Consider the following 13,441-nt stretch of genomic DNA (forward strand, 5'->3'; position numbering starts at 1 on the left):
GTGAGGGGTGCTTTTGGCCGGATAAGGCAGGGATCATGGCAGAGACGATCAGCAAACCGCGCAGTTTTCAGGAGATCATTCTGAGGCTTCAGGCCTATTGGGCCTCAAAGGGCTGCGCCGTGATGCAACCCTATGACATGGAAGTGGGGGCAGGGACGTTCCACCCGGCCACCACATTGCGCTCGCTGGGCTCCCGCCCTTGGGCTGCGGCCTATGTACAGCCTTCGCGTCGCCCGACCGATGGCCGCTATGGGGAAAACCCGAACCGTCTGCAGCACTATTATCAGTATCAGGTGTTGATCAAACCCTCGCCGCCGGATCTGCAGGAGCTGTACCTCGGCTCGCTGGCTGCGATTGGCATCGACATGGACATGCATGACATCCGCTTTGTTGAGGATGACTGGGAAAGCCCGACACTGGGCGCCTGGGGTCTGGGCTGGGAAGTCTGGTGCGACGGGATGGAAGTCAGCCAGTTCACCTACTTCCAGCAGGTGGGTGGTCATGACTGTGCACCGGTTTCGGGCGAGTTGACCTACGGTCTGGAGCGTCTGGCGATGCATATCCTTGGCGTGGATCACGTGATGGACATGCCGTTCAATGATCCCGATGGCACCATCGCGCTATCCTACGGGGACGTCTTCAAACAGACCGAAGAAGAATACGCGCGCTGGAACTTTGACGTGGCCAACACCGATGTGTTGTTGAAGCAGTTCGAAGAGGCCGAAGCCGAATGCGAAGCCATTCTGGCCAAAGACCACATCGACCCGAAAACCGGCAAACGCATCATCATGGCGCACCCCGCTTATGACCAGTGCATTAAGGCCAGCCACCTGTTCAACCTCCTGGACGCGCGCGGCGTGATCTCGGTCACCGAACGTCAGGCCTATATCGGCCGCGTCCGTGCCCTGGCCAAACAATGCGCCGACGCCTTTGTGCTGACCGAGGCGGGGGGATACGACGCTGCCAAAGCAGAGGCGGGCGCTTAAATGTCCGGAAAACTCTTTGGGGGGGCGTTGTTGGTTTTGTCGATCGTTGCTGGCATTGCGATGTATTATCTGCAGGTCTACGCCTATTACGATGAGGTGCAGGCCAATGGCACTGATGATGTGGTGATGACCGTGCTGGCCTCCGGTCAGGCGGAGCCGATCCTTTATGAGGATTATCAGGCCATCGATTCTGACAGCTCCCCGATCCGCTACCGCGCCTGTTTCACCACCACGATGAGCCAGGCGATGATGACGGAAACCTACGAAATCTTTGACCGCCCCGAACCGCTGGTCGCGCCCAGCTGGTTTGACTGTTTTGACGCCAAAGAAGTTGGCGCAGCACTGGAAAACGGCAAAGCCCTGGCCTTCATGGGACAGGAAAACTACCAATATGGCATTGACCGTGTCGTCGCCGTGATGGACGACGGACGTGGCTATGTCTGGCACCAGATCAACCACTGCGGTGAGGTTGTCTTTGACGGCAAACCCACCCCCGCTGATTGCCCCACACCTCCGGAAGGCGACTGATATGCCCGATTTGCTGATTGAACTCTTTTCCGAAGAAATTCCGGCCCGTATGCAAGGCAAAGCGGCGGAAGATCTGAATAAACTGGTCACCAACGCCATGGTTGGCGCCGGTCTGACCTATGCGGGCGCCGCTGCCTTTTCGACGCCGCGCCGCTTGACGCTGGCGCTGGAGGGTGTGCTGGCCGAAAGCCCCACCGTGCGTGAAGAGCGCAAGGGCCCCAAAGTGGGCGCACCGGAGAAAGCCATCGAAGGCTTCTTGCGCGGCGCTGGTCTGACCATGGATCAGCTGGAAGAGCGTGATACCCCGAAAGGGGCCGTTTACTTCGCCACCATCGAAAAGCCCGGTCGCCCGGCCGCCGCGATCATTGCCGAAGCGTTGGAAGGGGCGATCCGCAACTTCCCCTGGCCAAAATCCATGCGCTGGGGCGCTGGTTCGCTGCGTTGGGTGCGCCCGTTGCATTCGATCCTGTGCATCCTGACCAATGAGGCCGGTGAGGCTGAAGTTGTGGATCTGGACATTGACGGCATCACATCCGGCAACACCACCGAAGGCCACCGTTTCATGGGAGAGGGCCGCTTTGCCGTGACCTCTTTTGAGGATTATTCCCTCAAGCTGAAGCGCAACCATGTTGTGCTGGACCCCGTTGAGCGGGCTGAGGCGATCTGGCAGGACGCCACCAATCAGGCCTTTGCCTCGGGTCTGGAAGTGGTTGAGGACAAGGGCCTCTTGAAAGAGGTTGCCGGTCTGGTCGAATGGCCCGTGGTTCTGATGGGCGCGATTGATGAGGAGTTCCTGGAGCTGCCGCCAGAAGTCTTGCAGACCTCAATGAAAGAGCACCAGAAGTTCTTCAGCGTGAAGAACCCCAAGACCGGTCGGATTGAAAAGTTCATCACCGTCGCCAACCGCGAAACCAAAGATCAGGGTGCCACCATTCTGGCGGGCAACCAGAAGGTCCTATCGGCCCGTTTGGCGGATGCTAAATTCTTCTGGACGAATGACTTGCGCGTTGCGAAATCCGGCATGGAGACCTGGACCGATCAGCTGTCCAACGTGACCTTCCACAACAAGCTGGGCACCCAGGCGGCGCGGATTGATCGCATTGCCGCGCTGGCGCGTGAGATTGCGCCGGTATTGGGCGTGGACGCGGATCTGGCAGAACAGGCCGCGAAAGTGGCCAAGGCCGATCTGAGCTCGGAAATGGTTTATGAGTTCCCCGAACTGCAGGGCCTGATGGGCCGTTACTACGCGGAGGCCGCTGGCCTGCCGGCGGAGGTGGCTGCCACCTGTGAGGAGCATTATTCGCCGCTGGGTCCGTCCGATGATGTGCCCACCGCACCTGTTTCGGCCACCGTGGCGCTGGCCGATAAGATCGACACGCTGACCGGGTTCTGGGCGATTGATGAAAAGCCCACTGGCTCCAAAGATCCCTTCGCCTTGCGTCGTGCGGCCCTGGGGGTGATCCGTCTGGTGCTGGAGAACGGCGTGCGTTGGAAGCTTGATCGTTTCTTTGACGCTCAGGTGCTTGGGTATCGCTTGGAACAGATCAAAGATGTCGCCAGTGAGCAGGACGTCTATACGCTCGAAAGCACCCTGCGTGAGATCGCCAAATTTGGTGTATTTGGCGCTGCTCTAAACAGTGTCGCCGAGCACATTGCCAAAAGTGACCAGCACCCGTTTGAACCGGATTTGAGCGAAGGCGCTGAAATTGATCTGACGTCGAAATTTGTCCAGGAACGTTCTGCCGATCTCCTGTCCTTCTTCCATGACCGCCTGAAGGTTTACTTGAAGGACGAAGGTCTGCGTCATGATGTGATTGATGCCTGTCTGTCGATGCCGGGCAATGATGACTTGACGCTGCTGGTTAAACGCGCACGCGCGCTTGGGGCGTTCCTGAAAACCGATGACGGTGAAAACCTGCTGCAGGGTTACAAACGCGCCAACAACATCCTGACCCAGGCTGAGGCGAAGGATGGGGTGGAATATTCCTTCGGTGCGGATGTGAAGTTCGCGGAAAGCGATGAGGAAAAGGCGCTGTTTGCTGCGCTGGATCAGGCTGAGGCCGCGATCACCCCGGCGATGCAGTCCGAAGATTTCGAGGCGGCAATGGGTGCAATGGCTGCGCTGCGGGCGCCGATCGATGCCTTCTTTGAAGGGGTGCAGGTCAACAGCGACAATGATGTTGTGCGCCGCAACCGCCTGAACCTCCTGAGCCGTATCCGTCAGATCTGTGGCGGCGTGGCGGATCTGACCCGCGTCGAAGGCTAAGCGCTGCGACTTCAGAATGATAACCAAAGGCCGGGGCAACCCGGCCTTTTGACTTTTTGAACGATGCGACTCGCGAGGGCCCTTGGTCCGAGCTGCGCCCGACCCTCCCCATGGGAGGGCGCATTTGCAAAGTTTCAATAGCCGAAGTGCTTTGCACTGCGCTGCGCTGAACATCGCAATCGTGACCCTCAAGATGCGCCCACCCAGGGTCGGGTGCTGCTCTTGTTTATTGCAGCTGCTGCGGCAAATTTCCCCCGCGTTCCAATGTGATCACGCCCTTGCCTTGTGTCATATCCCCGTTATGCTGCGGTGACGCAGAAAGGATGCGGCAGTGCAGCACGACCCTGAAAATACCGAGATCCCCGAGATCCCCGAGATTACAGTCATTACGCCGACCGCCAAATTGGCGACCCAAACCCATGGTGGGCGGGCGAAATGCCTGCAGCGTCTGGTGCGGTTGGACCTGCCGGTACCGCAGACCGTAGCCCTGTCGTTTGATGAGGTGCATGCCATCGCGGCCGGGGAAATGCCGGATCTGCAGGCGCTGCTGGCACCATTTGGTGAGGATGCGTTGCTTTGTGTGCGCCCCTCGTCCGAGGATCCGGATTGGGGTGGTCCGGGGGCGGTTCTGAACATCGGCATCAACGATGCGCGTTATGTTGATCTGTGTGAACAGCTGGGCCGTGAGGCCGCGACCTCGATCTATCTGCGTTTTGTGCAGGCCTATGCGATCCATGTCGCGCGGCTTGATCCGGATATGTTTGACCACATCCTCCCCGACGGCCCCGATGCGCTGAGTGAAGCGCTGCGCGCCTATGAGGATGAGACCGAAGAAGCCTTTCCGCAGGACCCGGCGGTGCAGCTTTCAGAGGTGCTGCGCTCAATGGCGCGGGCCTGGGAAGGGACCACCGCGCGGTTGCTGCGACAGGCCAAAGGGGCACCGGCAGATGCAGGTCTTGGCCTTGTTGTGCAGGAAATGGCGCATGGTTTGGGGTTGGGCGAATGCGGCTCCGGTGTGATCCAGCTGGTCAACTCCAAAACCGGGGCGCCGCAGATCACGGGCCGTTACCTCAGCCAAAGTCAGGGGCGCGACGCGTTGCTGGATCGCTCGGCCTCGATGTATCTGGAAACGGACGATCGCGGTCCATCCCTGCAGGCGCAATCGCCTGAGCTGTTTGAGCAATTGCTGGAGCATACCAGGCTGATGCGCCGCCGCCTGCGCGAAGAAATGCAGGCCGAGTTTACGGTCGAAAACGGCAGGGTGCACATCCTCGATGGGGTGCGTGTGGCGCGCACCGCCCGCGCCGCCGTGCGGATTGCTGTCAGCTTGGCCGAAGATGGGATCATTCCGCGCGAAGAGGCGCTGACCCGGATTGATCCGCGCTCAATGAATGAGCTGCTGCACCGTCAGGTCGCACCTGATGCGGCCCGTGACACCCTGGCGACCGGGATCGCGGCCAGCCCTGGCGCGGCAACGGGCCGGATCGTGTTTTCCGCTGATGAGGCGCAGGCCAGCGCGGCACGCGGTGAGGCCTGCGTGCTGGTGCGCCGGGAAACCAGCCCCGAAGACATTCGCGGCATGCACGCCGCCGCCGCCGTTTTGACCGAACGTGGCGGGATGACCAGCCATGCGGCGGTGATCGCGCGTGGCATCGGTCTGCCCTGCGTGGTGGGCGCCTCTGACATCAAGTTTCATATCCGCGAAAAGCGGCTGGTCGCCCCCGATGGGCGTGAGCTACAGGCGGGCGACATGGTCACAATTGACGGCAGTAACGGTGAGGTCCTTTGGGGCGAGCCGTTGATGCTGGAGGCGGCACAGGATGATGCCTTCCGCCAGCTGATGACCTGGGCGGATGCGGTGCGTGACATCGGGGTGCGCGCCAATGCGGATACGCCGGCGGATGCCCAAACCGCCAAGAATTTTGCCGCAGAAGGCATCGGCCTTTGCCGGACCGAACATATGTTCTTTGAGGCGGATCGCCTGACGGTGATGCGGGAAATGATCTTTGCCGATACCTCGCCTGATCGGGCGGCGGCGCTGGAACGGCTGCTGCCGATGCAGCGGGCGGATTTTATCGAACTGTTCCGCATCATGCAGGGGCTGCCGGTCTGCATCCGCCTGTTTGACCCGCCGCTGCATGAGTTTCTGCCCTCTGACCGCGCCGGCCATCGTGAACTGGCCGAGGCGCTGGATCTGCCCCTTTCGGATGTGACCCGCCGGGTTGAGGCGTTGAGCGAATATAATCCGATGCTAGGCATGCGCGGCGTGCGTCTGGGCATCACCGTGCCTGAGATTTACGACATGCAGGCGCGCGCGATCTTTGAAGCAACGATTGAGGCCAGCGAAGAGGGCGATCCGGTGGTCCCGGAAATCATGATCCCGCTGGTGTCCGCCAAACGTGAGGTCGAGCTGGTCAAAACCCGTGTCGATGCCGTTGCTGCCGCTGTGCGCAACGAGAAGGGGCAGGATTTTGACTACCGTCTGGGCGTCATGGTTGAAACGCCACGCGCCGCGCTGAAGGCGGGGGAAATTGCCCCGCATACTGCGTTCCTGTCCTTTGGCACCAACGACCTGACCCAGATGACCTATGGTCTGTCACGCGATGACGCGGGGCGGTTTATGTCCGCCTATGTGCAGCAGGGGGTCTTCCCTGAGGACCCGTTCCACGATCTTGATACCGAAGGGGTGGGGGAGCTGTTGGAGATCGGCGCCAAAAGGGGCCGGGATGCCCGGCCTGATCTTGTGCTATCGATCTGTGGCGAACACGGTGGCAGCCCCGAATCAATCGCCTTCTCACGGGCGGCTGGGTTCAACTATGTGTCCTGTTCGCCGTTCCGGGTTCCCGTTGCGCGGCTGGCCGCTGCTCAATTTGCAGTCCTTGAGACGGTTGGGGTGCGAAAGATCTAACTCTCTGTGATCTTTGCGAATTTTAAATAAATTTGTGTCTTGATCAGAATCGATCAGATTCCTAGCATGCGCCGCTTTGACGCTCCCGGCTAGACCCGGGCGGCGATTTTGGGTATTCCGCCGCAGATTGACCCAGAGGATCGGGAGGCTCTGCGTCCCGGTGAACCAGGAGATCAAGATGAAACGCATGTTTAACGCCCCGGCCCGTTGGGCGGTGCCGGTACTTGCATTGATGCTTGCCGCTGTGACCCCGCTGGCCGGCCCCGCTGTGGCCGAAGCACAGGTCGAAGAGGTGCTGAAACAGGAACGTCGTGGCCTGATCGGTGTCAAAGGCGGCCTGCTGGACCGTCTGTTCAACCCGAAAAAAGCGCCAGCCAAGATCGACTATTCGCGCAGCTTTGTCGACGGCCTGCCCAAAGCCAAAGGTGACGAAGAATGGGCCTGCCTGGCCGAGGCGCTGTACTTTGAGGCGCGTGGTGAAAGCGTGAAGGGCCAGTTCGCTGTGGCTGAGGTGATCTTGAACCGTGTGGATTCCGCGCGTTTCCCCGATACGGTTTGTGGTGTCATCAATCAGGGCACTGGCCGCAAATACCAATGCCAGTTCACCTATACCTGTGACGGGCACAAAGAAGTGGTGCGCGAACCAGAGGCCTTTGATCGGGTCGCCAAAGTGGCGCAGCTGATGATCAACGGTGCACCGCGCGCCCTGACCGACAACGCCACCTATTATCACACCAAGGCTGTGCGCCCGAGCTGGTCGCGCAAGTTTGCCCGCACCACCACGATCGGCGTGCATCACTTCTACCGGCATCCGACTGAGGTTTCGATGAAGTGAGGCTCTTGCTGCCTGCACACAATTGAGCTAGCTGGAAAAGGGGGCTTCGGCCTCCTTTTGCTTGCTTAATTGACGTCCGAGGCAGCCCATGTCTACCCCCACAACGCCTACGCCTGAGCGCGACGCTGAGATCGCACTGGCCTTTGATCATCCTGAGGCCCGCGCCGTCGCGACGGCCGATCAGCCTCTGGACCGTATTTCCCTGCGCGATCACATCGTGGAGGTTGAGATTGGCGCCTTTCAGGTGGAACGGAATCTGACCCAACGGTTGGCGTTTAACGTGGTGGTCGAAGTAGCCCCGGTTACGGCGCCGCTGGAGGATGATGTGGACCGCATCCTGTCCTATGACAAAGTGACCGAGGCAATTGCGACGGAATTGGCAACGGAGCGGTTGAACCTGTTGGAAACGCTGGCCGATAACATCGCCGCCCGCATTCTGGCAGAGCCGCAGGCGCGGCGGGTTTTCCTAAGGATTGAGAAGCTGGATCGCGGTCCGTTTAAACTGGGTGTTGAAATTGTGCGCAGCCGGTCCGATCAGTCTGGTGCGACGTCCAAAGAAACTGTGCAGCCGCGGTTGGTTTTTCTCAGCCGTGCGGCGCAGGCCTCAGATCGGCTGTCAGATTGGCTGGATGATCTGCAGGGCGACGTTCCGGTCATCCTCAGCCTGGCGGAGCCGGAGGCCGAGGCCGGTGCAGTTGCAGAACCACGGGCGCAGTTGAACATTGATTTGTTGCGGCAGGATCAGGCGGCTTGGGCGCTGATGGCGCGGGATGCGCGTCTAAATGTGGCCAACACCCGCACCGAACTCGACTGGGCCATGAAGCAGGGTCATATCAGTATCTGGGCCCCGGCCAAGATGGTGTTGGACGCCACCGAGGCGCCGGGCGACCTTAGCGGTATTGGCCTGATGCAGTGGTTCGCGGCGGAGGTTTCCGCGGCTGAGCTGGTGCTGATTGATGCGCCGATCCTACCCGACCTGGATCTGCCGCAACGCCAGATCAGCCTGTGACGGAGGTGCCGCAGATGAAAGCTTACTACCGCCCGATTGTGCAAACCGACCCTTCGCGGCCTGACCATGCCCTGACGCTGGCCGGCGGCTGGGCGTGGTTTTCCGAGGTTGAGGTGCTCAGCCGCCATGAGGCGCCGCAGCGCATCTCAGCGCTGGATCTGCCTGCTGCCATGCGCGACCGGTTGACCGCGCCGCGTGCTGACATCACCCGATTGGACCTCAGCCAGCCGCAGATCATGGGGATCCTCAACGTCACGCCTGACAGTTTCAGCGACGGTGGCGAGTTTCAGGGTATTCAAAAGGCGCTACGGCACGCCCGTGACATGCGCGACAACGGTGCCGACATCATTGATATTGGCGGTGAATCCACCCGCCCCGGGGCCGAGGAGGTTGAGCGCGCGCGCGAGGTTGACCGCACAGCGCCAGTGATCAAAGCGATCCGCGAAGAAATGCGTGTGCCGATTTCGATCGACACCCGGAAACAGGCTGTGGCTGAGGCTGCCATCGCCGCTGGTGCTGATTTGGTCAATGATGTCTCAGGCTTCACCTTTGATGAAGCCTCGCTGCCTTATGTGGGACAGCACGTGCTGCCTGTCTGTGTGATGCACTCACTGGGCGATCCAACAACGATGCAGGATGATCCCAACTATGAGGCTGTTCTGTTGGACATCTATGATTTCCTAGAACAGCAGGTGGAGGCGCTGGTTGCGGCAGGTGTGCCGCGCGATCAGATCATGGTCGACCCCGGCATCGGCTTCGGCAAGACAATTGCGCATAATCTGGCGCTGCTGAAGCGCGTATCGCTGTTTCACAGCCTTGGCTGCCCGATCCTGATCGGTGTGTCCCGGAAGAAGTTCATCGGCACCCTGGGCAATGCCCCTGAACCACGTGACCGCGCTGCGGGCTCGGTCGCCCTGGCGCTGGCGGCTGTGGCGCAGGGGGTGCAGGTCCTGCGCGTGCATGATGTGTTTGAAACCCGGTCCGCCCTGAACCTCTGGCAGGCGGTCAGCGGCTGAACAGCCGTTTGAGCGCGCCAAGCTGTGAAATCAACACCCCACCCAGAATAAGGGCCAGCGCGCTCAGCAGACCCGGCGGCAGCGGTTCACCCAGAACCCATGCCCCCAGAAAGACGGAACAGACCGGCACGATGTAGTTGGTCAGCGACATGAAGGTGGAGCCTGCCGAGCGGATCACCAATACCCGCAACAGGTTGGCTGCCGCTGTGGGCACCAGACCCAGCAAGGCAAGGTAGCCCATCGTTTCGGCTGTGGGCATTTGTGGCACCCCTTCGATCACCAGCGCGGCGGGCAGGATGATCAGCGCCCCGATAATCATCAGATTGGCCGACAGGCCCAGCGGATCGATGGCCGGCAGGCGGCGGGTGATGATGGAATTCACCCCATAACACATCGCCGCCGAAACACAGGCGACACGGCCCCAGATCTCACCCTCCAGGCCGGAGCTTTCAAAAGCCTGCGCCCCGATAAGCATCGCGACGCCAGCAAATCCGGTGACAAAGCCAACCGACCGGCGCAGGGACATCTGTTCTCCGACCAAAAACACATGCGCCAGCGGCAGGACCATCAATGGGATCGCGGCCATCGACACCCCGGCAAAGCCGGAGGTCACAAATTGCAGCCCCCAACTGAGCAGCAAAAACGGGATTGCCGCGCTGAGGGCCCCTGACAGGATCAGCCAATGCCAGGGCCGTTCCTCCCCCAGCCACAGTTTGCCGCCGCGCAGCTGCCAGATCGTTCCCAATAGAAGTGCCGCAAAGCCAAGCCGGGCAAAGGTCAGCCAGAACGGCGTGATGCCACGCAGTGCCAATTCAATCACCATGAATGTGGCGCCCCAGACAAAGCCAAGGGTGATGACCATCGCCCAAGAGGCGCGGGTGATGACGGGCTGCATGGGGTGATCTTCCTAGGTTTTGGTCTCCGCTCAGGTGGGACCTGACGCGTTTCACCCCGCCGGGTCAAGGGGGCTATAGGGGGATCGACGAATCGCGTTAGTGAATACTAACGTATAAGTCATGACTAACGTAAATGATAGCTTTGCCGCATTGGCTGATCCTACCCGCCGTCAGGTGCTGGAGGGGCTGCTGGCCGGTCCGCGCCCGGTCATGGACCTGGCGAAGGATCTGCCGGTCAGCCGCTCGGCTGTTTCGCAGCATCTGCGGGTTCTGTCTGACGCCGGACTTGTGCGATCCGAACGGCAGGGGCGGCACAATTTCTATCAGGTGGATCCTGCACAGCTGGCCGCGCTGCGCAGCTATTTCGATGACATGTGGAACCGCGCTTTGGCGACCTATGCCCAAGCCGCCGAAGCGCAGTATGCCAAGGAGAGCCGTGATGACTGACCTGCACGCAGTGGATCCGATCGAAAAACATCTGAAAGTCCGGGTGCCGCAGGCCTTTGCCTTTGAGGTGTTTACAGAACGGATGGCGCTATGGTGGCCCGCCAGCACCCATTCGGTTGCCGCAGGGCAGGGTGCGCAGCCGACCGATATTGTGATGAAGGGGCGCCTTGGAGGGCGGATCTATGAGGTGCTGCCGGATGGTCGCGAAAGCGACTGGGGGCAGGTGACCGAATGGCAGCCGCCACAGCGTGTCGCCTTCACCTGGCACCCCGGACACCCGGTTGAACGCGCCACCCACGTCACGGTGCAGTTTGCAGCGCTTGCTGAGGCTGAGACGGAGGTGACCCTCTGCCACGACGGGTGGGATCGCATTGCCGATGGCGCAGCCATTCGCCCGCAATATGTGCCGGGTTGGGATCATGTGCTGAGGGAGTGCTATGCGGCTGCGCTGATCACCAGCTGAGGCCGGTTTCCCGACCTCAGCGCTCCGACGACGACGGGGTGATTACCCCCGCAGTTTGTGATGCAACAGGATCGGCACGGTGAGGTCTTCCTCATCCGTGAGGTGGCGATCCAGAAACCGCTGGATGGCCTGCGCGTTTGTCAGAACCTCCGGCAGTTCGCTGGGCGCATCCTGTCGCGACAGGTCCATCAGCTTGATGAACCGGTTCGAAGATTGCACCAGCCCATCCAGCAGGCCGTCCATCTCATGATGGTCTGCCTCCAGCATCTCCAGCCCGTCGATGAACCGGTCATCCGCCGCCATCAGCTCGGGGAAGAACTTGCGGTCTTCCCAAGTGTGGTGGCCATGCAGATTGCGCACCAGCGCATTGCCGAAATGGCCCAGACGCATCGCGTACCAGTCCGGATCCAGCTTTTTGTCCAGCATCTCTTCGGTATCGACCGCCACGATCTCAGCGATCTGGCGGAACATGGTATGAGCCCCCATCCAGCGTTCGATGGAAGCGGCGAAATTCGGGTGATCCGGCCAAGCGTCGCGCGGATACTCTCGAAGCAGGGTCTGCATGTCTTCGGGCAGCCCCTGTCCTACGGTGATGTCATATTGGGTCATGACAGGCAGATGGGGCGGTGTGGGGTATCATACAACCGCGCGGGCTGTGCGACGGTGAACCGGTGGTGTGCGGGGGCTTAGGGAGAACTGAGAACAGCATCAAGCGCTGCCAGACCCCGAATGGAAGCAAAAGCCGCAAAAAAGGATAGCAAGGCATTATTGCTGAGTTCGATATCTCTCCGATAATCGTTCAGGAAGCGTTGCAACGATGTCTTGTCGTTAATGTCGGCGACAGCATTGGTGTGCGTTAGGGAGAACTGGAACTTCTCAAAGGCCTCTTCCATCCTACCAAGATCGGCGAGTGCTAACCCAAGGGCAAAACTTTGGCCGACTTCTTGGTGCTTCGTATAAAGGAAGCCATTAAGCCTTTCAGCATTCGTGCATATTCTTAAACGTTCTGCTGGTGTGTTCTTGCCTTTGTAGCAACCGCCGGCATAGAGGCCGGTGACGAAGAAGTAGATCCAAGAGCCCAGGAACAGCCAGATCGCTATCGCTTTCAGCCAATCTTTCGCTGTGTCTCGCTTTTCCATAGGGTTACCGTTTCCGGCTGTTGAATCAGACTGTCGTACGACTGGGTTGGCGCGACAGAAGCAGCCCACCAAGGATCAAGGCCAGTGCCGCAAACAGCTGCGGTGGCACCGCTTCGGACAGCAGGAGGGCCCCGAAGATCACCGACCAGACCGGCACCTGATAGTTCACCGTCGCCAGGAAGGACGGTCCCGCCGAGCGCGCCACCTGCACCAGCAGGATCTGGGCGACGGCGGTGGGGAAGATCCCAAGGTAAAGGATGGCCAGCAATGGCGTGGTTGTCGGCAGGCTCGGCACCCCTTCCTGCCAGAGCGCAACGGGCACAATCATGACAGAGCCACAGATCAGTGCGGCGGCCGAAAGCGACAGCATGTTCACCTGCGGGCAGAGACGGGTGATGATCGCCCCAATTGCATAGCAAAGCGACGCCGCCAGGCAGGCAATGCGCGCCAGCGATTCAAAATCGGTCCCGGCAGAAGCAAAGGCATCCAACCCGATCAGCACCAGCACCCCAACAAAACCAACCGAAAAGCCCAAGGTGCGGCGGAAGGTCATGCGTTCCTCAGGTACAAAAACATGTGACAGCGGCAGCACAAACAGCGGCACAATCGCCATGCAAACGCCAGCAAAGCCACTGTTGACGTAGGTCTGCCCCCAACTGAGCAGCGTGAAGGGCAGGGCATTAGAAAAGAACCCCATGCCCGCGGCGGCAAGCCAGATGATGCGGCCCTCACCACTGCTGAGCGACGGCAGGGAAATCCCCATCACGCGGATCAGTGCCAGAACACTCAGCGCGCCGATCAGGATGCGCACAGCCGCAATGCTCATCGGTCCCATATCGTTCAACGCCACCGAAACCGCCATGAATGACGCGCCCCAGATGATGCCGAGGGTGATCAGTTTGATCCAGTTTATCAGGCCGGGTTGGTTGGGCTGACGGGCCGTCATGG

Annotated in this window: 13 protein-coding genes; 9 read left to right on the forward strand and 4 right to left on the reverse strand. The window is 60.3% G+C overall.

Features of this window, described 5'->3' with window-relative positions:
• The first annotated feature begins 35 nt into the window (after positions 1–35).
• From TL5118_RS12780 to folP, 7 genes are all read left to right on the forward strand, one after another.
• Positions 36–986, forward strand: coding sequence for a glycine--tRNA ligase subunit alpha (locus TL5118_RS12780; RefSeq protein WP_058244600.1), 951 nt, complete (start codon positions 36–38; stop codon positions 984–986).
• Positions 987–1,514 carry a DUF6446 family protein gene (locus TL5118_RS12785; RefSeq protein WP_058244601.1) on the forward strand — a complete coding sequence of 176 codons (528 nt, stop codon included), beginning with the start codon at positions 987–989 and terminating at the stop codon, positions 1,512–1,514.
• A 1-nt stretch (position 1,515) separates the two neighbouring features.
• A complete protein-coding gene (glyS, locus tag TL5118_RS12790; protein ID WP_058244602.1) occupies positions 1,516–3,780 on the forward strand; it encodes a glycine--tRNA ligase subunit beta in 2,265 nt (754 codons plus the stop codon).
• Positions 3,781–4,138: 358 nt separating this feature from the next.
• The gene (locus tag TL5118_RS12795; protein ID WP_058244660.1) at positions 4,139–6,688 is read left to right on the forward strand and encodes a putative PEP-binding protein; all 2,550 of its coding nucleotides are present in this window, start codon (positions 4,139–4,141) and stop codon (positions 6,686–6,688) included.
• 178 nt (positions 6,689–6,866) lie between these two features.
• A complete protein-coding gene (locus TL5118_RS12800; RefSeq protein WP_082626378.1) occupies positions 6,867–7,523 on the forward strand; it encodes a cell wall hydrolase in 657 nt (218 codons plus the stop codon).
• Positions 7,524–7,611: 88 nt separating this feature from the next.
• On the forward strand, positions 7,612–8,532 hold the full coding sequence (locus tag TL5118_RS12805; protein ID WP_058244603.1) for a dihydroneopterin aldolase: 921 nt from the start codon (positions 7,612–7,614) through the stop codon (positions 8,530–8,532).
• A gap of 14 nt (positions 8,533–8,546) precedes the next feature.
• A complete protein-coding gene (gene folP, locus TL5118_RS12810; protein ID WP_058244604.1) occupies positions 8,547–9,548 on the forward strand; it encodes a dihydropteroate synthase in 1,002 nt (333 codons plus the stop codon).
• Here folP and TL5118_RS12815 read toward each other — a convergent pair.
• Complete coding sequence (locus tag TL5118_RS12815; RefSeq protein WP_058244605.1) at positions 9,538–10,443, reverse strand: DMT family transporter; 906 nt, start codon at positions 10,441–10,443, stop codon at positions 9,538–9,540. The two genes, folP and TL5118_RS12815, sit on opposite strands and share 11 nt — an antisense overlap.
• Before the next feature lie 121 nt (positions 10,444–10,564).
• Here TL5118_RS12815 and TL5118_RS12820 point away from each other — a divergent pair, with 121 nt between their 5' ends.
• Positions 10,565–10,891, forward strand: a complete 327-nt coding sequence (locus TL5118_RS12820) for an ArsR/SmtB family transcription factor (protein WP_058244606.1) — start codon at positions 10,565–10,567, stop codon at positions 10,889–10,891.
• Positions 10,884–11,354, forward strand: a complete 471-nt coding sequence (locus tag TL5118_RS12825) for an SRPBCC domain-containing protein (protein ID WP_058244607.1) — start codon at positions 10,884–10,886, stop codon at positions 11,352–11,354. The genes TL5118_RS12820 and TL5118_RS12825 overlap by 8 nt, the downstream gene beginning before the upstream one ends.
• A 42-nt stretch (positions 11,355–11,396) precedes the next feature.
• Here TL5118_RS12825 and TL5118_RS12830 read toward each other — a convergent pair whose 3' ends face one another.
• From TL5118_RS12830 to TL5118_RS12840, 3 genes are all read right to left on the reverse strand, one after another.
• Positions 11,397–11,963, reverse strand: coding sequence for a hemerythrin domain-containing protein (locus tag TL5118_RS12830; RefSeq protein ID WP_058244608.1), 567 nt, complete (start codon positions 11,961–11,963; stop codon positions 11,397–11,399).
• Between the two features lie 77 nt (positions 11,964–12,040).
• Positions 12,041–12,493, reverse strand: coding sequence for a hypothetical protein (locus TL5118_RS12835; RefSeq protein WP_058244609.1), 453 nt, complete (start codon positions 12,491–12,493; stop codon positions 12,041–12,043).
• 25 nt (positions 12,494–12,518) lie between these two features.
• Positions 12,519–13,439, reverse strand: coding sequence for a DMT family transporter (locus tag TL5118_RS12840; RefSeq protein ID WP_058244610.1), 921 nt, complete (start codon positions 13,437–13,439; stop codon positions 12,519–12,521).
• Positions 13,440–13,441 lie beyond the last annotated feature (2 nt).

Origin of the sequence: Thalassovita autumnalis (assembly GCF_001458255.1) — a bacterium.
Lineage (GTDB): Bacteria > Pseudomonadota > Alphaproteobacteria > Rhodobacterales > Rhodobacteraceae > Thalassobius > Thalassobius autumnalis.

What these genes read in the sequence shown, in the direction of transcription:
- TL5118_RS12780 (WP_058244600.1), top strand. Translation starts at nt 36, where the DNA reads ATGGCAGAGACGATCAGCAAACCGCGCAGTTTTCAGGAGATCATTCTG.
- TL5118_RS12785 (WP_058244601.1), top strand. Translation starts at nt 987, where the DNA reads ATGTCCGGAAAACTCTTTGGGGGGGCGTTGTTGGTTTTGTCGATCGTT.
- glyS (WP_058244602.1), top strand. Translation starts at nt 1,516, where the DNA reads ATGCCCGATTTGCTGATTGAACTCTTTTCCGAAGAAATTCCGGCCCGT.
- TL5118_RS12800 (WP_082626378.1), top strand. Translation starts at nt 6,867, where the DNA reads ATGAAACGCATGTTTAACGCCCCGGCCCGTTGGGCGGTGCCGGTACTT.
- TL5118_RS12805 (WP_058244603.1), top strand. Translation starts at nt 7,612, where the DNA reads ATGTCTACCCCCACAACGCCTACGCCTGAGCGCGACGCTGAGATCGCA.
- folP (WP_058244604.1), top strand. Translation starts at nt 8,547, where the DNA reads ATGAAAGCTTACTACCGCCCGATTGTGCAAACCGACCCTTCGCGGCCT.
- TL5118_RS12815 (WP_058244605.1), bottom strand. Translation starts at nt 10,443, where the DNA reads ATGCAGCCCGTCATCACCCGCGCCTCTTGGGCGATGGTCATCACCCTT.
- TL5118_RS12820 (WP_058244606.1), top strand. Translation starts at nt 10,565, where the DNA reads ATGACTAACGTAAATGATAGCTTTGCCGCATTGGCTGATCCTACCCGC.
- TL5118_RS12825 (WP_058244607.1), top strand. Translation starts at nt 10,884, where the DNA reads ATGACTGACCTGCACGCAGTGGATCCGATCGAAAAACATCTGAAAGTC.
- TL5118_RS12830 (WP_058244608.1), bottom strand. Translation starts at nt 11,963, where the DNA reads ATGACCCAATATGACATCACCGTAGGACAGGGGCTGCCCGAAGACATG.
- TL5118_RS12835 (WP_058244609.1), bottom strand. Translation starts at nt 12,493, where the DNA reads ATGGAAAAGCGAGACACAGCGAAAGATTGGCTGAAAGCGATAGCGATC.
- TL5118_RS12840 (WP_058244610.1), bottom strand. Translation starts at nt 13,439, where the DNA reads ATGACGGCCCGTCAGCCCAACCAACCCGGCCTGATAAACTGGATCAAA.